Origin of the sequence: Halomonas sp. KM007, assembly GCF_050709225.1 — a bacterium.
In the GTDB taxonomy this organism is placed as follows: domain Bacteria; phylum Pseudomonadota; class Gammaproteobacteria; order Pseudomonadales; family Halomonadaceae; genus Vreelandella; species Vreelandella hamiltonii.
In genome coordinates this window covers 1,875,852-1,895,899 of record NZ_CP136131.1, presented here as the reverse complement: position 1 = coordinate 1,895,899, position 20,048 = coordinate 1,875,852, and the positions used below count along the sequence as shown (strand labels likewise).

19 protein-coding genes are annotated in these 20,048 nt (G+C 58.4%); 4 read left to right on the top strand and 15 right to left on the bottom strand.

Annotated features, from left to right (window positions below):
• The first annotated feature begins 113 nt into the window (after nt 1-113).
• Nucleotides 114-731, top strand: coding sequence for a CBS domain-containing protein (locus tag RVM27_RS08880; RefSeq protein ID WP_039178991.1), 618 nt, complete (start codon nt 114-116; stop codon nt 729-731).
• Nucleotides 732-827: 96 nt separating this feature from the next.
• Here the strand turns inward: RVM27_RS08880 and nhaD are convergent, their stop codons facing one another.
• From nhaD to RVM27_RS08855, 5 genes are all read right to left on the bottom strand, one after another.
• On the bottom strand, nt 828-2,294 hold the full coding sequence (gene nhaD, locus RVM27_RS08875; RefSeq protein ID WP_096921754.1) for a sodium:proton antiporter NhaD: 1,467 nt from the start codon (nt 2,292-2,294) through the stop codon (nt 828-830).
• Between the two features lie 155 nt (nt 2,295-2,449).
• Nucleotides 2,450-4,276, bottom strand: a complete 1,827-nt coding sequence (gene glmS, locus RVM27_RS08870) for a glutamine--fructose-6-phosphate aminotransferase (protein WP_498956376.1) — start codon at nt 4,274-4,276, stop codon at nt 2,450-2,452.
• Between the two features lie 43 nt (nt 4,277-4,319).
• A complete protein-coding gene (glmU, locus tag RVM27_RS08865) occupies nt 4,320-5,687 on the bottom strand; it encodes a bifunctional UDP-N-acetylglucosamine diphosphorylase/glucosamine-1-phosphate N-acetyltransferase GlmU (protein WP_498956375.1) in 1,368 nt (455 codons plus the stop codon).
• Between the two features lie 15 nt (nt 5,688-5,702).
• Entirely contained in the window at nt 5,703-6,800 is a 1,098-nt protein-coding gene (locus RVM27_RS08860) for an FAD:protein FMN transferase (RefSeq protein ID WP_096921751.1), read from the bottom strand.
• 27 nt (nt 6,801-6,827) lie between these two features.
• The gene (locus RVM27_RS08855) at nt 6,828-7,628 is read right to left on the bottom strand and encodes an undecaprenyl-diphosphate phosphatase (protein WP_498956374.1); all 801 of its coding nucleotides are present in this window, start codon (nt 7,626-7,628) and stop codon (nt 6,828-6,830) included.
• Between the two features lie 567 nt (nt 7,629-8,195).
• On the opposite strand from RVM27_RS08855, the gene mgtE (RVM27_RS08850) reads away from it, so the two are divergent.
• From mgtE (RVM27_RS08850) to RVM27_RS08840, 3 genes are read left to right on the top strand one after another with little or no spacing between them, the layout of a single operon-like run.
• Complete coding sequence (gene mgtE, locus RVM27_RS08850; protein WP_498956373.1) at nt 8,196-9,548, top strand: magnesium transporter; 1,353 nt, start codon at nt 8,196-8,198, stop codon at nt 9,546-9,548.
• Nucleotides 9,549-9,575: 27 nt separating this feature from the next.
• Nucleotides 9,576-10,286, top strand: coding sequence for an MgtC/SapB family protein (locus RVM27_RS08845; protein ID WP_498956372.1), 711 nt, complete (start codon nt 9,576-9,578; stop codon nt 10,284-10,286).
• Nucleotides 10,283-11,458 (top strand): cation diffusion facilitator family transporter, encoded by a 1,176-nt coding sequence (locus tag RVM27_RS08840; protein ID WP_394426169.1) that lies wholly within the window; start codon nt 10,283-10,285, stop codon nt 11,456-11,458. Before RVM27_RS08845 ends, RVM27_RS08840 begins: the two co-directional genes overlap by 4 nt.
• Here the strand turns inward: RVM27_RS08840 and mgtE (RVM27_RS08835) are convergent.
• From mgtE (RVM27_RS08835) to RVM27_RS08790, 10 genes are all read right to left on the bottom strand, one after another.
• Nucleotides 11,455-12,837 (bottom strand): magnesium transporter, encoded by a 1,383-nt coding sequence (mgtE, locus tag RVM27_RS08835; RefSeq protein WP_016915575.1) that lies wholly within the window; start codon nt 12,835-12,837, stop codon nt 11,455-11,457. The genes RVM27_RS08840 and mgtE (RVM27_RS08835) overlap by 4 nt on opposite strands.
• 118 nt (nt 12,838-12,955) lie before the next feature.
• Entirely contained in the window at nt 12,956-13,384 is a 429-nt protein-coding gene (locus RVM27_RS08830) for a F0F1 ATP synthase subunit epsilon (RefSeq protein ID WP_016915576.1), read from the bottom strand.
• Nucleotides 13,385-13,408: 24 nt separating this feature from the next.
• Nucleotides 13,409-14,788, bottom strand: coding sequence for a F0F1 ATP synthase subunit beta (gene atpD, locus RVM27_RS08825; RefSeq protein ID WP_016915577.1), 1,380 nt, complete (start codon nt 14,786-14,788; stop codon nt 13,409-13,411).
• A 76-nt stretch (nt 14,789-14,864) separates the two neighbouring features.
• Nucleotides 14,865-15,755, bottom strand: a complete 891-nt coding sequence (gene atpG, locus RVM27_RS08820) for a F0F1 ATP synthase subunit gamma (protein ID WP_016915578.1) — start codon at nt 15,753-15,755, stop codon at nt 14,865-14,867.
• Nucleotides 15,756-15,820: 65 nt separating this feature from the next.
• Nucleotides 15,821-17,365, bottom strand: coding sequence for a F0F1 ATP synthase subunit alpha (atpA, locus tag RVM27_RS08815; RefSeq protein ID WP_100731127.1), 1,545 nt, complete (start codon nt 17,363-17,365; stop codon nt 15,821-15,823).
• A 16-nt stretch (nt 17,366-17,381) separates the two neighbouring features.
• Nucleotides 17,382-17,918 (bottom strand): F0F1 ATP synthase subunit delta, encoded by a 537-nt coding sequence (locus RVM27_RS08810; protein WP_016915580.1) that lies wholly within the window; start codon nt 17,916-17,918, stop codon nt 17,382-17,384.
• Between the two features lie 11 nt (nt 17,919-17,929).
• Nucleotides 17,930-18,400, bottom strand: coding sequence for a F0F1 ATP synthase subunit B (locus RVM27_RS08805; protein ID WP_016915581.1), 471 nt, complete (start codon nt 18,398-18,400; stop codon nt 17,930-17,932).
• A gap of 76 nt (nt 18,401-18,476) precedes the next feature.
• On the bottom strand, nt 18,477-18,704 hold the full coding sequence (gene atpE, locus RVM27_RS08800; RefSeq protein WP_016915582.1) for a F0F1 ATP synthase subunit C: 228 nt from the start codon (nt 18,702-18,704) through the stop codon (nt 18,477-18,479).
• Nucleotides 18,705-18,775: 71 nt separating this feature from the next.
• Complete coding sequence (gene atpB, locus RVM27_RS08795; RefSeq protein ID WP_016915583.1) at nt 18,776-19,603, bottom strand: F0F1 ATP synthase subunit A; 828 nt, start codon at nt 19,601-19,603, stop codon at nt 18,776-18,778.
• A gap of 15 nt (nt 19,604-19,618) precedes the next feature.
• Complete coding sequence (locus RVM27_RS08790) at nt 19,619-20,017, bottom strand: ATP synthase subunit I (RefSeq protein WP_256357540.1); 399 nt, start codon at nt 20,015-20,017, stop codon at nt 19,619-19,621.
• Nucleotides 20,018-20,048: the final 31 nt, after the last annotated feature.

Here is a 20,048-nt window from a genome sequence, read left to right as displayed (position 1 = left end):
AAATGTAACAGATTCTGGCTGTTAAGATTTCGATAAGAATTCCGTGCAAATGTGAAGGTACAGAGCAGGCAATCAGTCAATGACCTGCTGTTCACCCCACGGAGGTACCCCCGATGAATTCACTGCTGAAATCTCATAAAGCCCTTATCCAATTTGGCGCAACACCGCTGCTGACGACCCCGGCCACCAAGACGTTGACGCCCGATAGCCCGGCGCTGTCGGTTCTGACCGATTTCACCAAGGTGGTGCCACAATCTGTCGCTGGCGATACGCCCATCGATGAAGCCCACCTGAAGATGCGCCATGGCGGTGTTCGCCTGCTGTTCGTGATGGACAAGCAGAATCACTGCGTCGGCGTGCTGTCGGCCAAGGAAGTGATTGGCTCACGACGCATCAATATTGCCATGCAGCAGCGTAATCTGGAACGTTCCGAAGTGACGGCTGCCATGATCATGACGCCTTGGGAAAAACTCAGCGCCATGCCGCTGGAGCAGCTGACAGCGCTCACCATCGAGGATCTGGTGCGTTCCATGGAAACGTTTGCCGAGCAACACCTGCTGATTACCGAGCAGACGGCCAACCACGAACTCAGCGTACGGGGAATCGTGTCGGCCACGGACATTCAAGCCGTCATGGGCAAGCAGACCAAGGGAAAAGCCGATGCCACGGTAGTACCCATGGCCCGCAGCTTCGCCGACATTTGCCAAGTGGTCACCGGTCACGATTTGTAAGTTTCAACCCGCTTACTGACCAAAACGCCCCTTATCTTCGATAAGGGGCGTTTTGTTTGCCTGCCCAGCGGCCAGCGCTGGGCAAACGGTGGGTTTTCAAAACATGCTGGCGTTGATCATCAGATGCGCCGCGATACTGGCCACATAGCCCAGCAGGATGGCAGGCACCCAGCGCAGATGAACGGCAAAGGTGTATATGCCCCTTGCCTGGCCCATCAGCGCCACCCCAGCGGCAGACCCCATGGAAAGCAGGCTACCGCCCACCCCCGCCGTCAGGGTAATCAGCAGCCAGTTGCCTTCGCTCATGTCTGGTGCCATGGAGAGCACGGCAAACATCACGGGAATGTTGTCCACCACGGCGGAAATCAGGCCCAGCACCACGTTGGCCCAGACCGGGTTCCAGCCGCCGTACAGGGTTTCAGACAGCAGGCTGAGATAGCCCATGAAGCCAAGGCCACCGACACACATGACGACCCCGTAGAAGAACAGCAGCGTGTCCCACTCGGAGCGCGCAATCCGGCTGAAGATATCGAACGGCACCACGCTGCCCAGTTGCTCCAGCTTTTGCCAATCGCCACGGCGAGAGTAGCGCTCGCGCTTGCGCTCCAGCGAGCGAGGCAGGCTGCGACGCAGGTAGTAGCCAAAGAACTGCAGCAGGCCCAGGCCAAACATCATGCCCATGGCAGGGGGGAGATACAGGATCGAATGGCACAGTACCGAGATGGCCACGGTCACCAGAAACAGCAAGATAATGCGCTTCGCGCCGCGCTTCATCCAGACGTCCTCGGTCAAGGCAGCGGGCTGACGGTTGACGAGGAAGAAGTTCATGATCAACGCGGGCACCATGAAGTTGACGATGGCGGGCACCAGCAACGCAAAGAAGCCTTCGAACGGCACTTGCCCAGCTTGCCATACCATCAGCGTGGTAATGTCGCCAAACGGGCTGAAGGCGCCCCCTGCGTTGGAAGCAACCACCACGTTGACACAGCACAGGCTGATGAACTTGTTGTCTCCCTCAGCCACCTTCAAGACGACGGCACACATCAACATGGCCGTGGTCATGTTGTTGGCAATCGAGGAGATGGCAAACGCGAGACAGCCGGTGATCCAGAAAAGGGTTCGGTAGCTGAACCCCTTGCGCACCAGCCAGGCACGCAGCGTATCGAAGACACGCCGCTCTTCCATGGCGTTGATGTAGGTCATCGCCACCAGCAGGAACAGCAGCAGCTCGGCGTACTCCAGCAGCGTCTCCTTGAAGGCTTCTTCCGCTTCATGAGGCATGCCTGCCTGAACGTACACCCAAGCCACCATGGCCCAGATGAGTCCCGCCGCCACCAACACCGGCTTGGACTTGCGCATGTGGATAATTTCTTCACTCATGACCAACGCATAAGCAAGAATGAAGATGGTCACCGCCGCTATACCGGTCAGTGAGGAGGTCAGGTCTAGCGGGCCAGCAGCAGCAAAAGCAAAGGAGGGCAAGAGGGTCAAGCAGAGGGCGGTCAACAACCAAGCGGCTCGGCGGGAGGAGTGCCGTGCTGCGAGGGCGTTAGGTGGTTTCATGGCAAGTGGTCCTGGCAGGGTAAGAGAGTACCGCCACGATAATAAGCACACTAACTATGTGCTGCAACGCAGCGATTGCGCATAAGATGCGGCCATTCGCCGCATCCTGTAAAGCGCTTTTGTGCAGGCCTTTGCAATAAATTGTGTCTTGGGTTTTATTCCACCGTCACGCTTTTCGCCAAGTTACGTGGCTGGTCCACATCGGTGCCTTTCAGCACGGCCACGTGATAGCTCAGCAGCTGTAACGGCAGGGTATATAACAGCGGCGCCAGTGCCTCGTGCACCTCCGGTAATTCCAGTACGCGGATATCTTCCTGAGCGCTGATGCCTACCTTGCGATCGGCAAATACGAACAGCTGACCACCGCGAGCGCGCACTTCTTGAAGGTTGGACTTCAGCTTTTCCAGCAGCTCGTCATTGGGCGCTACCGAAATTACCGGCATCTCGTTATCCACCAGCGCCAACGGGCCGTGCTTCAGCTCACCCGCAGGATAGGCTTCCGCGTGGATGTAGGAGATCTCCTTGAGCTTCAGGGCGCCTTCCAGAGCAATCGGATAGTGGGCACCACGGCCCAAGAACAGCGCATGATGCTTTTCGGCAAACGCCTGGGAAAGCGCTTCGATCTGCGCATCGAGGCCTAGCACCTGCTGGCAGAGCGATGGCAGGGCCTGAAGACCCGCCAGAATCTCCGGCTGCTCCGGCTGGCCTTTCGCTTTACTGACGGAAAGCGTCAGCAGCAGCAGTGCGATCAACTGCGTCGTGAATGCCTTGGTGGAGGCCACGCCGATTTCAGGGCCAGCGCGGGTCATCAGCGACATATCCGATTCGCGCACCAGCGAACTGCCGGGCACGTTGCAGATCGCCAACGTACCGACATAGCCCAGGGTTTTGGCAAACCGCAGCGCTGCCAGCGTATCGGCGGTTTCCCCAGACTGAGAGAGGGTGACGAATAGCGTGCCATCCGGTACCACCGGATGGCGGTAGCGATACTCGGAGGCCACTTCGACCTGCACCGGCACGCCAGCGTAGCGCTCCAGCCAGTAGCGGGCCACCAAGCCCGCATGGTAGCTGGTGCCACAGGCAATGATGTGCACTTGGCGGGCTTTCTGGAACAGCGCCTGAGCGTCTGGCCCGAAGCTTTCGACCAGAACGCTGCTGGCGCTGATGCGCCCTTCCAGCGCTGCCTCGATGACCTTGGGCTGCTCGAAGATTTCCTTGAGCATGTAGTGGCGATACTCTCCCTTGCTGGCAGCGCCATCGCCATGCTCGAAGGTATGTACCGGGCGCTGGACATCGTGCCCCTGACGGTCGACGATGCGGATGACACCGTGTTCGCGCAGCTCGACCAGATCGCCCTCTTCCAGGTAGATGAAGCGGTCGGTGACCTGCAACAGCGCCAGCGGGTCGGAGGCCAGGAAGGCCTCATCGATCCCCACGCCCACCACCAGCGGGCTGCCCTGGCGCGCGCCCACCACCACGTTGGGCTCGTGCGTGCTCATCACGCCCAGCGCGTAGGCGCCCCCCAGCCCGCTGACGATTTCCTGGGTCGCCTCGAACAGTGTCTTGCCGGTCGCCAGTTTGTCGGCCAGCAAGTGAGCAATCACTTCGGTATCGGTGTCGGAAGTGAAGGTGTAGCCACTGCCCTGCAGCGTTTCTTTGATCTGCTCGTAGTTCTCGATGATGCCGTTATGTACCACGGCGACATTGTCACTGCTGTGGTGGGGATGGGCATTGGCCTCGGAGGGCTTGCCATGGGTGGCCCAGCGAGTATGGGCGATACCGCAATGCCCCGGCAGTGCCTCGCTGGCCAGGCGCTCTTCCAGGGCCGCCACCTTGCCCAGGGCCCGGTGGCGGGTCAATGATCCGCTGCTGAGTACCGTCATGCCTGCCGAGTCATAACCGCGATACTCCAGACGCTTGAGTCCTTCCAACAATATTCCCTGCACATTGCGCTGTGCCACGGCTGCGACGATACCGCACATACTCCACTCTCCTGGAGGCGCCAAGCGCCTGTGTCACCGATAGTTAGTTTGCTTTTTTGGTGGGGCGCGGCCAGTCGGCCTTTTCCAACTGGCGGCTGCGAGTGACCGCCAAGGCATGTTCTGCCACGTCCTTGGCGATGGTGGAGCCCGCGCCCACGGTGGCTCCCTGACCAATCGAAACAGGCGCGACCAGCGCGCTGTTGGAGCCAATGAACGCATGGTCGCCAATCTGCGTGCGATGCTTGTTGGCGCCATCGTAGTTGCAGGTGATGGTACCTGCCCCAACGTTCACTTCACGCCCCAGGGTGGCATCGCCCACATAGCTCAGGTGGTTGATCTTGCTGCCTTCGCCGACCTCGGCGTTCTTGGTCTCCACGAAGTTGCCCACTTTCGCCTTGACCGCCAGACGCGTGCCAGGACGCAAACGTGCATAAGGCCCAATCTGATTATGGCCAGCGGCCACCGTGGAGTCGATGACGCTGTGGCTATCGATGACGCTTTCAGCACCGAGGGTGCTGTTCTTGATCACGCAATAAGGGCCAACGCGCACGCCTTCGCCCAATTCCACGTCCCCTTCGAAGACGCAACCCACATCGATGAACACGTCGTGTCCACAGGTGAGCTTGCCGCGCACATCGATTCTCGCCGGGTCTGCCAGGGCAACGCCCTGGGCCATCAACGCTTCCGCCGTCTGCTGCTGGTAAGCACGCTCCAGACGGGCCATCTGCGCACGGTTGTTGACCCCTTCCACCTCGGTAGCATCGTGGGGCTGCGCCGTGGCCACCTTGATACCTTCGCTGGCAGCCATGGCAATGACGTCAGTCAGATAGTACTCACCCTGGGCATTCTCTGCCGAGAGCTGGGGCAACCAGCGCTTCAGTTGAGCGCTGGTCATGGCCATGATGCCGGTATTGCACTCGGTGATGCTCAGTTGCTCGTCGTTGGCATCTTTTTGCTCGACAATCGCCACGGCCTGCCCGTCACTATCGCGCACGATGCGCCCGTAGCCGCCAGGGTCGTCCAGCGTGACCGTCAACAGGCCCATATGCTGCTCATCCACCTGAGTCAGCAGGTTGGCCAACGTGTCACGGCGAATTAGCGGCACATCGCCGTAAAGCACCAGCACGACGCCCTTGCCCAGACGAGCCTGGGCCTGGGCCACGGCATGGCCCGTCCCCTTTTGCTCTTCCTGCAGAGCAAACAGAACGTCATGCTCTGCCAGCGCTTCTCGCAGTTGGTCAGCGCCGTGACCGATCACCACGTGGGTCCGTGCCGGATTCAGTGCCTGAGCGGTCTCCAGCACGTGCTGCACCATGGGTTTGCCTGCCAGGGTATGCAGCACTTTCGGCAAGGGAGAGCGCATCCGCGTCCCTTTGCCAGCGGCCAGAATGACGATGTCGAGATCATGCATGTTCAGTACCTACCGTTATTGGGCCACTGCCGGTGTCCAGGCATCGATGCCCAGCTCTTCCAGCAGCGCATCACCAAAATAGTTCGTAAACGCAGGGCTGGCGATGCTGCGCCAGCGGTCGCCGTCGCGCACCAGCAGCAGTACGCTCAGGTCGTGTTCAAGGGCCAGTGCCATTCCCTCTTCCGTGCCGACGACCAGTAGTGCCGTGGCCCAGGCATCCGCCCATGCATTGGAAGGGTGGAAGACCGACACCGATACCAGGTCATGGGTAATCGGTTTGCCGTCACGAGGATTGATGGTATGCGAGTAGCGCTGCCCGTCGACTTCGAAGTAATTGCGGTAGTCACCGGAGGTCGCCACCGACAAGTTGCTGAGCGGCACGATATGCTGAGCCGTCTGCTCACCGTCTTCCGGCACTTCGATACCTACACGCCAAGCCAGTTCCTCGTCGGGCTCCCGGTAACCACGGGCGATCATGTCTCCCCCCAGGTTCACCAGATAGTGCTCGATCCCCTGCTGGTCCAGATACGCACCCACTCGATCGACGGCATGACCTTTCGCCACACCAGAAAGATCGACAAAGATATCCCGCGTGCGTCGCGCCTGCATCTGCTGGGTATCCACTTCCAGGGCGTCATACCCGACGGTCGAAAGGCGTTCGGCAAGGGCTTCATCGCTGGGCACTTCTTCTGGCCTCGCCTCTGGCCCGAAACTCCACAGATTCACCAGGCCGCCCACCGTCACGTCGAAGGCACCATCGCTATCCGTCGCAATGGCTTGGCTGACGGCCAATACCTCGATCAGCTCATTGGACAATGGCTGCCATTCATCCAGCGGCGCATGATTGAACGTTACCAGCTCGGCGTCATCCCGATAGGTCGACATGGAACGGTCCACGCTCTCGAGTTCGGCCAGAAAGCCCTCTTCCAACGCCTGTGCCTGACCCTGGGTCAGCGGATCCATCACCGTCACTTGGTAGAAAGAGCCAAATACCCCTCCTTCAAACCGGGTGGGCGGCTCCAGGGGTCGATCACTCTCGGAGCAGCCTGCCATCAGGGGCAACAGGGTCAGTAAGCCAATGCCAGCCAAAAAAGGGCGATAGCCGATGTTCATCGCATTTTCCTTGAAATGTGCGCGGGGTCAGAAGTGGAAGAACCACAGCAGCCAGAGACCAAATACCACGCGGTAAACCACGAACGGCTGCATGCCCAGTTTCTTGATGACGACCAGAAAATAGTGAATACACAAGTAAGCGCTAATACCAGAGAGAAGCGTACCGACGATCATGGCGGGCCAGTCGATGGCCTGTGGGTCGCGGAGCAAGCCAACGGCCTCCAGTCCTCCAGCCAGCACAATCACGGGAATCGACAGCAGAAACGAGAAGCGTGCCGCGCCCTCCCGGCTCATGCCTACCAGCAGGGCTGCCGTGATGGTGATACCGGAACGGGATGTACCCGGAATTAGCGCCAGTGCCTGCGCAAAACCAATGATCAGCACATCCTTCAGATTCATGCTGTACTCGCTGCGGGTGCCGCGCTTTTTCCAGTCGGCATAGCCCAGCAGTAAACCAAAAGCGACCAGGCTCAGCCCGATGATCAGGGTCGAGCGCATGTGATCGGCAATCAGATCGCGACCCAAAAAGCCGATAATACACACCGGCAAAGTGGCCAATGCGACCCAGAACCCTAGCCTGGCATCCTCATCGACGCCTTTACCCCGTAGCGCGGCCACGCTGCTGACGACCATGCGTATGATTTCATGACGAAAGTAGAGGATGACGGCACTCAAGCTACCCAGATGGAGTGCCACATCGAATGCCAACCCCTGATCTTCCCAGGGCGTAAATACGGGCACGAGAATAAGATGTGCGGAACTGGAAATCGGCAGGAACTCGGTTATTCCCTGAACCACTGCCAAAATCACGACCTGTAGCCAATCCATAGATTCATCCTAGCGTCAGTTGAGAGGCGTTCTGAAAAGCAACAAGGATACACGTGCGATTCCATGATGTCCGCCTGCAAATATTCTGTGATTGACAATCATGAAAACGCCTCCTAGCATGGCGCCGTGTTCAAGCGCCCTACCTGTGGCCCATGAATGCAATACAACTCCTTATCTTTCCCATAAAAGAGGTTTCGAGAGCAGCCCATGGAAGATCCCAGTAGTCGATTATGTATGCGTGAAGCAGCCATGAAGTTTGGCTCGCTAGTGCACACGACCCGCCGGTAAGCTTTCTGCTCTCCAGGCCGTCGTGGCCTGGCCCTCTATACCCCCGCCTCTCTTCATAGCTCTTTCGCGCCTTGCGCGAGTCGTTGTCGTCAACTCGCCACATTAGTCGTTCACTATGCACACAAGTACTTTGTCGACCGTGTGTCCCTGACTCATGTCAGGCCACTTTGGCCAGAAAACCTTGTGCGCGTGGATTATATGCGTGTCGGTGCGTCGTCATGAACGCTGCCTTCACATCGGGTTGTCTCGCCTTGATTCCGCCATTGCCGGAGGCGAACAATGAGCTATGCCGTACTAGCCGCTTCACTAAGAAGCGCCATGCAGCGCAACGATCACACCGCGATTTCTCATATCGTCGCGGAAATGCAGCCTGCCGATATTGCCGATTTTGCCCGTTACGAGCCCGCTTATACGGTGTTGGCGTTAATCATGCAGCTTCCCGAAGCGCAGCGTGGCCCTACGTTCGGCTACCTGGAAACGGAGCAACAGCGGGACATCGGTGAAAAAATGACCGATGAAGAACTCGCAAAACTGGCTGCTACGATGGATGCAGACGAGCGCGCTGACCTGTTCCACCTGGTGGCGCCAGGCAGGCAGCCTGCCATCCTGCGCCAACTATCGCAAAAAGAGCGCGATGACTTAACCAAGCTGGCCAGCTATGCCGAAGGCACGGCAGGGGCCGTCATGACCTCCGAGTATGTTTCCGTGCCGGTCACCATCGACGTGGCGGAAGCCTTGAGCCTGCTACGCGCCAGCGCGCCTGACGCCGAAACCATCTACCAGGTGTATTGCGTCGATAAAGAAGGCCGTTTGCAGGGCACCGTATCGCTACGCCAGCTGATTCTTGCGGCCCCCCACCAACGCGTGGAAGAACTAATGGTCTCGGAAGTGGTGTTTGCCTCCGTGGAAACGCCGCAGGAAGAAGTCAGTCGGCTGATTGCCCATTACGACTTGCTGGCGCTTCCCGTGATCAATGGTGGTGACCGCCTGGTGGGCATCGTGACCTACGACGACGCCATGGACGTGGCCGCGGAAGAAGCCACCGAAGACATGCACAAGGGGGTGTCGGTGGGCAAGCTGGAGGGCAGCCTGCGCTCGGTCAGCCTGTTCGAGCTCTACCGCAAGCGTGTGGTGTGGCTGGTATTGCTGGTATTCGCCAATATCTTCTCGGGTGCCGGTATCGCCTATTTCGAAGAAACCATCGAAGCCTACATTGCGCTGGTGTTCTTCCTGCCCCTGCTGGTGGATAGCGGTGGCAACGCAGGCTCTCAGGCGGCCACCCTGATGGTACGCGGCATGGCCACCGGCGATGTACGTACCCGCGATTGGGCCAAGCTGCTGGGTCGTGAAGTCGGCGTCGCCTTGGCGCTGGGTCTGACCATGGCACTGGCGGTGTCCGTGGTGGGTATTTTCCGCGCGGGCAGCGAAATAGCACTGGTCGTCGCGCTATCAATGGTGCTGATCGTCACGGTAGGTAGTCTAATCGGGATGATTCTGCCGTTCATTCTGCAGCGCTTCAAGCTAGATCCGGCGACCGCCTCGGCACCGCTGGTGACCTCGATTGCCGATGCGTCAGGCGTACTGATCTACTTTGCACTGGCAACGGCTATTTTGGGTCTACCTACCCCATAGGCCGCGCTTTGGTCAAGGAGACCAGTGATGATGCCGACCATGATATTTTGGGAGTCTCTGCAACCATTATGGCCGCTAGTACTAGCGGCCATACTCGGATCCCTGGTAGGTCTCGAGCGCCAGTGGAGGCAGCGGTTAGCAGGGTTGAGGACTAATGCACTGGTGGCACTGGGTGCCGCCAGTTTCACATTGATGTCGATGATGGTGGAGGGTGAAATCAGCCCTACTCGTATGGCAGCGCAAGTGGTATCAGGAATAGGCTTTCTGGGCGCTGGGGTCATCATGAAAGAGGGGGCCAATATTCGGGGGCTCAATACCGCCGCAACCCTTTGGTGTTCTGCGGCCATTGGGGTCATGGCAGGGGCTGGCTTCCATCTCGTCGCCATGATGGTAGCGCTATGCATTCTGGCGATTAACATTCTACTGCGCCCTGTCGTACTGATCATCAACCGGCAGCCGATGGAAAATAGCCAGGAAGAGATCGATTGGCGCTATGAGCTGAATGTGACCTGTCATAGTGATCAAGAAGCACATATTCGCGCACTACTACTTCAGGGTCTATTGGGCGATGCGTTACAATTGCAAAAACTCGAGAGCAGTCACCGTGATGATCAACGCAGCGTACGAGTCACAGCGCAGTTATACGCCACCGAGCGTCATGATGCCCTCGTTGAAAAAGTGATTGGCCGCCTTAGCCTTGAGCCATCCGTCAGCGCCGCTGGTTGGGACATTTCATGATCACAGATACCACTGAGCAACACCACAGCCAGGAAGCCAAGCGCGTCACGTACATTGGTGCCTGGCTGGATGGGCTGCTGAGTGTCGTCAAGGTGGTGGTGGGGTTTCTGGTTGGCTCGGCAGCCTTGATTGCCGATGGCATTCACTCCCTGTCTGACCTTGTCACCGATGGCTTTGTTCTGGCCGCCATTCATTATGGCCGTCAGGAACCGGATAACGACCACCATTATGGCCATGGCCGTATCGAGACGCTGACCACGCTACTGCTGGGCAGTGTGCTGATCTTTGTGGCCGGCGGTATCGCCTGGTCGAGCATCGACCGTCTGTTGAGCGGTACCGAAGTAGGCGCGCCCGGCGCTTTTGCCATCGCGGTGACGGTGCTGGCCCTGATCAGCAAGGAGTGGATATTCCGCTACACCATGCGGGTCGCCAAACGGGTCAAGTCCAAGCTGCTGGAAGCCAATGCCTGGCACTCCCGCAGCGATGCCCTCTCAACGGCCGTGGTGCTGGTAGCGCTGGTGGGTGCCCAGTATGGGATGGGGTGGCTGGACGCCGTGGCCGCAATCATCGTGGGGCTGCTGGTAGGTAAGGTCGGCATCGACCTGCTATGGGAGTCCGCCAGAGAACTGGTGGATACCGCCTTGCCCGAAGACGTGCAGCAGCAGATGCATGATGTGGCCTGCAGCGTGCCCGGCGTGGATAGCGTGCATGACCTGCGTACGCGCCAATCGGCAGGCTGGGTGATGGTGGACCTGCACGTGGTGGTGGGTCCGCGTATCACCGTTTCCGAAGCTCATGAAATCGGCAATGAGGTGAGTCGCCGCCTGCGCCACGAGTTTCCGCTACTGACCGACGTCATCTTCCACGTGGACCCGGAAGACGATGCCGGTGAGGGCGACCCGAGCCGCCTGCCCGGCCTGCCCTTGCGCCCAGAAGTGGAAGCCGCTCTCGATGAGCGCTGGTACATGCACCCGGTATGGCGCACGTTGAACGATCTACAGCTTCACTACCTGGACGACAAGGTATCGGTCACGCTGATCATCGGTGACGCGGTCCACCAGCCGCCCCAGTGCCTGGCCAGCCAGCTCAAGGCGCTGGCCAGCGACATCGAGTGGCTGGGCCACGTGGAAGTGATGTTCATCACCCGCGCGGCCAGCAGCGCCATGCGCTAGACGTTGGTCAGAATGGCGGTGGCGATGGTGAAGTAGATCAATACCCCCGAGGCATCGATCAAGGTCGTCACCAGCGGTGCCGAGGCCGTGGCCGGGTCGACCTTGAAGCGTTCCAGCACGAACGGCAGACACATGCCCATCATGCTACCGAACAGCACGATGGTGACCATGCTCAACGCGACCACCATGGCGACTTCCTCACCGCCACGCATGACCCCGATGGGCGCGACGGCCAACGCCATGGTCAGCCCCAGCGCACCGGCCACCAGCAGCTCCCTACCCAGCATCTTGCTCCAGTCCTTGACCCCTACGTCCCCGGTGGCCATACCCCGCACCATCAGCGTGGCCGCCTGGGCGCCCGCATTACCACCACTGCCAATCAACAGCGGCAGGAAGAATACCAGAGCGACCTGAGCGGCAATGGTATCTTCGAAGTACGCAATACCAGCCCCCGAAAACAGGTTGGCAAACACCAGCAGTACCAGCCAGGTCACCCGCTTGCGGTAAAGACTGGCCAAGGGCACCCGACTGACACCGTCTTCCAGTTGGCCAATCGACATCCCTTTGTGGATATCTTCGGTGGCCTCGGATTCGGCCACGTCCATGGCATCATCGTGGGTCACGATCCCCACCATGCGTCCATCCTGATCAAGCACCGGCAGCGCCAGCAGGTCATAACGCGCCACGATACGCGCCACTTCTTCCTGCTCTTCGTCTACGTGGGTGCTGATGACATCCTTGATCATGATGTCATCGACCACGGCTCCTGGACGGGCGACCATCAGCTGCCGTAGAGACATGGTTCCCACCAACTCGCCTTCCTTGTCGAGGATGTAGAGCTGGTAGACCGTTTCCGCATCCGGCGCCGTCTGTCGCACCCGCATCATCGCCTGTGACACCGTCATGCCACTGGCTATCGCCACATAGTCAGAGGTCATGATGGCGCCGGCCGTGCCTTCTTCGTAGCTTGCCAGACGCTTGAGATCTTCCCGCTCCTGGTGCGCCATGCGACGCAGCAACGCTTCGCGGCGGTCTTCATCGAGCAGGTTGAACAGATCCACTCGCTCGTCCGACCCCATCTCCTCAAGCAGCTTGAGCACTTGGGTGTCGCTCAGCTCACCGACGACTTCGAGCTGACTCTCGCCTGGCAGATAGCCCAGCACGTTGGCGGCTCGCTCGGTGGAGAGTATGTCCAGCACCGTCAGGGCCGCACGTAGCTCTTCATCCTCTTCGATCAGCTCTTCCAGCACTTCGCCAATATCGGCCGAGCGAATTTCAGCGAGGCGTTCTGCCAATTGCGCCTTGCTGGGCTCTTCCTTGACCAGCTCATCGAGCAGTTCGGTTTTCAATTCCTGTAAGGCTTCTTCGTTCAGCGCCATCGCTCTCTCCTGATGCCATTCAAATCCGGGACGACTGACCACCATACTAACAGACAAAAAAAACGCCCCTTAAACCCTGGTCGGGTTTAAGGGGCGTTTGGGTACACAGTGCGTGTAACTAGCCTTTTCCCGCCTTCTTGCGCAGCTGCTGGATCGTTCGCAACTGAGCAACGGCTTCGGCAAGTTCAGCAGCAGCACGGGTATAATCCAGCTCTGCTGACTTGTCGTTAAAGGCTTTCAGCGCCTGCTGACGCGCTTCCTCGGCGGCGGCCTCGTCGAGGTCACCGGCACGAGCAGCAGCATCTGCCAGGATCGTCACGACATCTGGCTGGACTTCCATGAAGCCGCCAGAGACAAAGAAGTTTTCTTCCTTGCCGCCATCGTGGATCACGCGGATCGGGCCCGGCTGAAGCTCGGTCAGCAGCGGGGCGTGCCCCGGCAAGATGCCGAGGTCACCCATAATCCCGGAAGCCACCACCTGCTCGACCTTGCCTGAGAAGATGGATGCTTCTGCGCTGACGATATTGCAAGTGAAGCTATTCGCCATAGCGAATCCCCCTAATGGACGGGATTACTTCTTCATCTGGTTGGCTTTGTCGACAGCTTCGTCGATGGAGCCGACCATGTAGAAGGCCTGTTCCGGCAGATCGTCATACTCGCCAGCCAGAATGCCCTGGAAGCCACGGATGGTGTCTTTCAGAGAAACATACTTGCCGGGTGAGCCTGTGAATACCTCAGCCACGAAGAACGGCTGAGACAGGAAGCGCTGGATCTTACGCGCACGAGATACGGCCAGCTTGTCTTCGTCAGACAGCTCGTCCATACCCAGGATCGCGATGATGTCCTTCAGTTCCTTGTAACGCTGCAGAACGTTCTGCACGCCACGCGCCACTTCGTAGTGCTCTTCACCGACGACCAGCGGGTCCAGCTGACGTGACGTGGAGTCCAGCGGATCGATGGCGGGGTAGATACCCAGCTCAGCGATGGAACGCGCCAGTACCACGGTAGCGTCAAGGTGGGAGAAGGTGGTCGCAGGAGACGGGTCAGTCAAGTCATCCGCAGGAACGTAAACGGCCTGCACCGACGTGATAGAGCCTGTCTTGGTGGAAGTGATACGCTCCTGAAGAACGCCCATCTCTTCCGCCAGCGTCGGCTGGTAACCTACCGCTGAAGGCATACGGCCCAGCAGTGCAGACACTTCGGTACCGGCCAGGGTGTAACGATAGATGTTGTCGACGAACAGCAGAACGTCACGGCCTTCATCACGGAATTTCTCAGCGATGGTCAGGCCGGTCAGCGCTACGCGCAGACGGTTGCCGGGCGGCTCGTTCATCTGACCATAGACCAGCGCTACCTTGTCGATAACGTTGGATTCGGTCATTTCATGATAGAAGTCGTTACCCTCACGAGTACGCTCACCCACACCTGCGAATACGGAGTAGCCGCTGTGTTCGGTGGCGATGTTGCGGATAAGCTCCATCATGTTGACGGTTTTACCGACACCCGCGCCGCCGAACAGACCAACCTTACCGCCTTTCGCGAAGGGGCATACCAGGTCGATGACCTTGATACCGGTCTCGAGCAGCTCGTTGGAAGCTGCCTGGTCGGCATAGCTGGGGGCTTTACGGTGGATCGGCATGCGCTCTTGCTCGCCAATCGGGCCCGCTTCATCGATCGGCTCACCGAGCACGTTCATGATGCGGCCCAGCGTTTCCTTACCCACCGGTACGGAAATCGCGGCACCTGTGTTGACCACGTCCAGGCCACGCTTCAGACCCTCGGTGGAGCCCATGGCAATGGCGCGTACTACGCCGTCGCCCAGCTGCTGCTGGACTTCGAGGATGGTCTCAACATTGGAGACCTTCAGCGCGTCGTAGACCTTGGGCACAGAGTCCCGCGGAAACTCTACGTCAATCACCGCGCCGATGATTTGTACGATACGTCCGCTCATCTTGGTTCCTCTCAAAAACCTGCAAATGAAACCTGTCTGCCGGGAATGACCTGTCAGTCAGACCACTCCCTCGGCGTTAAACGGCAGAAGCGCCGCCGACGATCTCGGAAATTTCCTGGGTGATGGCGGCCTGACGGGCCTTGTTGTAAACCATCTCCAGATCGTCAATCAGGTTGCCCGCGTTATCAGTGGCACTCTTCATAGCGATCATACGGGCGGCCTGTTCGCACGCACCGTTTTCGACTACCGCCTGATACACCTGCGATTCGATGAATCGAACCAACAGGCTGTCCAGCAACGCCTTGGCATCCGGTTCATACAGGTAGTCCCAGCTTCCGGGACGGGCGTTTTCTTCGTCATGCTTCTCTTCGCTGCCCATGTCAGGGGACAGCGGAAGGATCTGATGCACGACCGGGCGCTGTGTCATGGTGTTCACGAATTCGTTGTACACCACGTACAGGCGATCCAGCCGACCTTCATCGTACGCTTCCAGCATGACCTTCACACTACCGATCAGACCCTCGACGGTCGGTGCTTCACCTAATCCGCTCTTGGCAGCAACCAGGTTGCCACCATAATTGCGGAAGAAGGCACCGGCCTTGGAGCCAAGGGCACAGAAGTCCAGCTCGGCGCCTTGCTGTTTCCAGGCCATCGCATCTTTCAGAACGGCCTTGAACAGGTTGACGTTCAAGCCGCCACACAGGCCGCGGTCTGTCGACACCACGATATAACCCACGCGGTTGACAGGGCGCTCGACCATGTAGCGGTGCTTGTCTTCCTGCTCTACGTCTGCATCCGCAATATGGGCTACCACATTACGGATCTGCTTGGCGTAGGGCTGACTGGACTTCATCAGATCTTGCGCTTTACGCATTTTCGATGCAGCCACCATTTCCATGGCGCTGGTGATCTTCTGCGTATTTTTGATGCTCCCGATCTGGGTGCGTATCTCTTTTGCAGCTGCCATAGCGATCTACCCTTCGTTCGTGGCTCTCAGAAAGCATGCAAGCCCGCCCGCAGGCGGGCCAGACATTACCAGCTCTGAGTCGCCTTGAACTTCTCGAGACCCGACTTCAAACCGTCCTGAATCTCGCCGTTGTAGTCGCCGGTCTGGTTGATCTTGTCGAGCAGTTCGCCGTGCTCGGACTTCATGTAGTCGTGCAGAGCACGTTCGAAGCCCAGCACCTTCTCGACGCTCACATCGTCCAGGTAACCTTCGTTGGCAGCGTACAGAGACAGGGCCATTTCCGCCACGGACATCGGCGAGTACTGCTTCTGCTTCATCAGCTCGGTAACACGCTGTCCGTGCTCGAGCTGCTTACGCGTGGCTTCATCCAGGTCAGAGGCAAACTGAGAGAACGCCGCCAGTTCGCGGTACTGAGCCAGCGCCAGACGCACACCACCACCCAACTTCTTGATGATCTTGGTCTGTGCGGCACCACCAACACGAGAAACCGACAGACCTGCGTTGATCGCCGGACGAATACCGGAGTTGAACAGGTTGGTTTCCAGGAAGATCTGACCATCGGTGATGGAGATGACGTTGGTCGGAACGAAGGCCGATACGTCACCGCCTTGGGTTTCGATGATCGGCAGCGCGGTCAAGGAACCGGTCTTGCCTTTCACTTCGCCGTTGGTGAACTTCTCGACGTAGTCGGCGTTGACGCGCGCGGCGCGCTCCAGCAGACGGGAGTGGAGATAGAACACGTCACCCGGGTAAGCTTCACGACCCGGCGGACGACGCAGCAGCAGCGATACCTGACGGTAGGCAACGGCCTGCTTGGAGAGATCGTCATACACGATCAGTGCGTCTTCGCCACGATCACGGAAGTACTCGCCCATGGTGCAGCCGGAGTAGGCCGCCAGGAACTGCATGGGTGCCGGGTCGGCAGCGCCAGCCGCCACCACGATGGTGTGCTCCATCGCGCCGTGCTCTTCGAGCTTGCGCACCACGTTGGCAATGGTCGACTGCTTCTGACCGATGGCCACGTAGACACAGGTCACGCCCTTGCCTTTCTGGTTGATGATCGCATCGATGGCAATGGCGGATTTACCGATCTGACGGTCGCCGATGATCAGCTCACGCTGACCACGACCGATCGGCACCATGGCGTCGATGGACTTCAGACCCGTCTGGATGGGCTCGTCAACGGACTGACGGGTGATAACGCCAGGCGCTACCTTTTCTACCGCGTCGGTCAGCTTGGCATTGATGTCGCCTTTGCCGTCGATGGGGTTACCCAGCGCGTCGACAACGCGACCCACCAGCTCGGGGCCTACCGGAACTTCAAGAATACGACCGGTACACTGAGCGGTCATGCCTTCTTCAAGCTGCAGGTAGTCACCCAGGACAACGGCACCCACGGAGTCACGCTCCAGGTTGAGTACCATGCCGAAGATGCTGTTGGGGAATTCAATCATTTCACCGAACATCGCGTCTTCGAGGCCGTGAATTTTCACGATACCGTCGGAAACGCTGACGATGGTGCCCTGATTACGGGCTTCGGATGCGACGTCAAGCTTCTCAATTCGCTGCTTGATGATGTCGCTGATCTCGGAAGGATTCAGTTGCTGCATGCCATGTCCCTCAGACTCAAGCGGTCAGCGCTTCGGAAAGACGGTTCAATCGACCACGCACCGAACCGTCAATGACGGTATCGCCGGCACGCAGGATGACACCGCCGATGAGCGACTTGTCGACCTGAGTAGTAATGGAGATTTCGCGATTCAGACGTTTCTTGAGCGCGTTTGCCAGCTTGGTCTGCTGCTTGCTATCCAGCTTGTAGGCTGAAACCACAGTGACGTCGATACGCTTTTCATGTTCTGCGCGAAGGTGTTCAAACTGTTCAGCGATTGCACTCAACGCCATCAACCGACGCTGGTCGGCCAGGGTGGTGAGAAACCGCTGGAAAGCGTCATCGGCACCGTCGCCCAGCATGTCAGCCAGCAACGCCACTTTCTGTTCGCTACCCAGTTTGGGACTACCTAACAGGTTGGCGACCTGGTGATCCTTGACAATGAGACCTGCCATTGCCAGTGACTGAGACCAGGTATCCAGTGCCTGATGATCGCGCGCGTATTCAAACGCCGCTTTGGCGTAAGGACGAGCGACGGTCGTTTGTTCCGCCATGGATCACCTCCTTACAGTTCAGCGGCAAGCTTATCAAGCAAGTCGCGGTGCGCTTTCTCGTCAACAGAGGCTTCAAGAACACGCTCGGCGCCTATGATCGCAAGGTGAGAAACCTGCGCACGCAACTCGTCTTTCGCGCGATTGATTTCTTGCTCAATTTCAGCCCGAGCACTGGCCACCAGACGCTCGCCTTCGGCACGTGCTTGTTCACGTGCTTCTTCGATCATCTGCGCAGAGCGCTTGTTCGCTTGCTCGAGGATTTGAGATGCCTGCTCCTTGCTTTCACGCAGCGTCTGCTCGGCACGCTCTTGAGCGAGCTCAAGGTCACGCGTCGCGCGGCTGGCTGCGTCCAAGCCATCAGCAATCTTTTTCTGACGCTCGTGAAGCGCGTTGCTGATCGGAGGCCACACATACTTTATGCAAAACCAGACAAAGATCGCGAAGGCGATCGTTTGCCCGATAAGCGTCATGTTGATATTCACAGGGATGTACCTCTGACAAATTCGTGGCGACCGGAGTGAAACAAAACCGAGCGGTTGCCCGCTCGGTCAAGCTGCATTAACCGGCAACAACGAAGATCAGGTACATCGCGATACCAACACCGATCATCGGTACGGCGTCAAGCAGACCGGCCATGATGAAGGTACGAGTTTGCAGCTGGTCGCTCAGCTCAGGCTGACGAGCGGTGTTGTCCAGCAGCTTGCCACCCAGCATGGCGAAACCAAAGCCAGTGGTCAGGGCGCTAACACTGATGATGATGGCGGCAGCAATGTAGACGATTTCCATGATGAAGCTCCTGATAGTGCGTTAATTTCAAGGGTTTAGGTTAAGGGTTTAATGCAAAGCGTTGCTCGGGTTCAGTGATGCTCGTGCGCGGCGCTCAAATAGACGATAGACAGCGTCGTAAAGATGAAGGCCTGCAGCGAAACCACCAGAATATGGAAGATGGCCCACGGCACATCCAGCATCCAGATCGCCCAGAACGGTAGCAGGGCAATCAGGATAAAGATAACTTCACCGGCAAACATGGCGCCGAACAGACGGAAACCAAGGCTGATCGGTTTGACCAGCAGGCCGACGATTTCGAGAATCAGGTTGAACGGTGCCAACAGCCAGGTATTGAACGGCGTCAGCGCCAGCTCCTTGCCGAACCCAGCAACACCTTTCACCTTGCAGCTGTAGTAGATGATCATCAGGAAGACACCGATGGCCATACCCAGCGTGGCGTTGATGTCGGTGGTGGGAACGATTTTCATGTAGCCCACGCCCAGCTTGCCGAACAGCTCCGGGAAGTAGTCCAGCGGGATCAGCTTGAGGCTGTTCATCAGCAGAATCCACATGAACAGCGTCAAGGCGATCGGGCCGATGTTCTTGTTGTTGCCGTGGAAGGTAGAGCGGGTCAGGTTATCGATGAACTCGATGACCATTTCAACGGCGTTCTGCAGGCCGCCCGGGACGCCGGTGGTCGCTGCTTTGCCCGCTTTATGGAACAGCCACAGGAACAGAGCACCCATGCCGATGGACCAGCCCATCGTGTCCAGGTGAATGGCCCAAAAACCCATTTCGGTCGCTTCGGCAGAGGTGGACGCAAGCGACCAACCATTTTCCGGGTGCTTTCCGAACGTCAGGTTCTGGAGGTGGTGCTGTATGTAATAGATGGCCGATATTTCGTTATCCGCTGCCATACTGCTTCCTCAAGTTTAAGGGGTTGACCGCTCACGCACGAGCCAAGGGGCTAGCCAGTGCATCAGTTGGGCCACCACATAGGCGACAAAGAAAAAAGCTGGGTTTGAAGGGGGCGCTATCGTCAGCACTATGGCGAATAACGCCACCGTCAAACCAAACTTGCCTGCTGCAGCCTGGTACAAGTTGAGCACATTACGCTGTGGTTGGCGGTTACGCTGCTGCCTTTGACCACGCCACACAAAATAGATGGTCGGTAGAAGGCTAATCAGCCCCCCCGACAAGGCAGACCCTGCTGCCTCGATGCCGACCATGACGCTTGCCAACATGGCCACCAGCAAGATCGCCACCAGCTGAGCAAGAAACAGCCGCCGAAAATCCAATAGACGCCGACGGACAGGCGCTGCACTTTTCACTTTGACCACGACTCCGTGCAGGCTGGGCTGC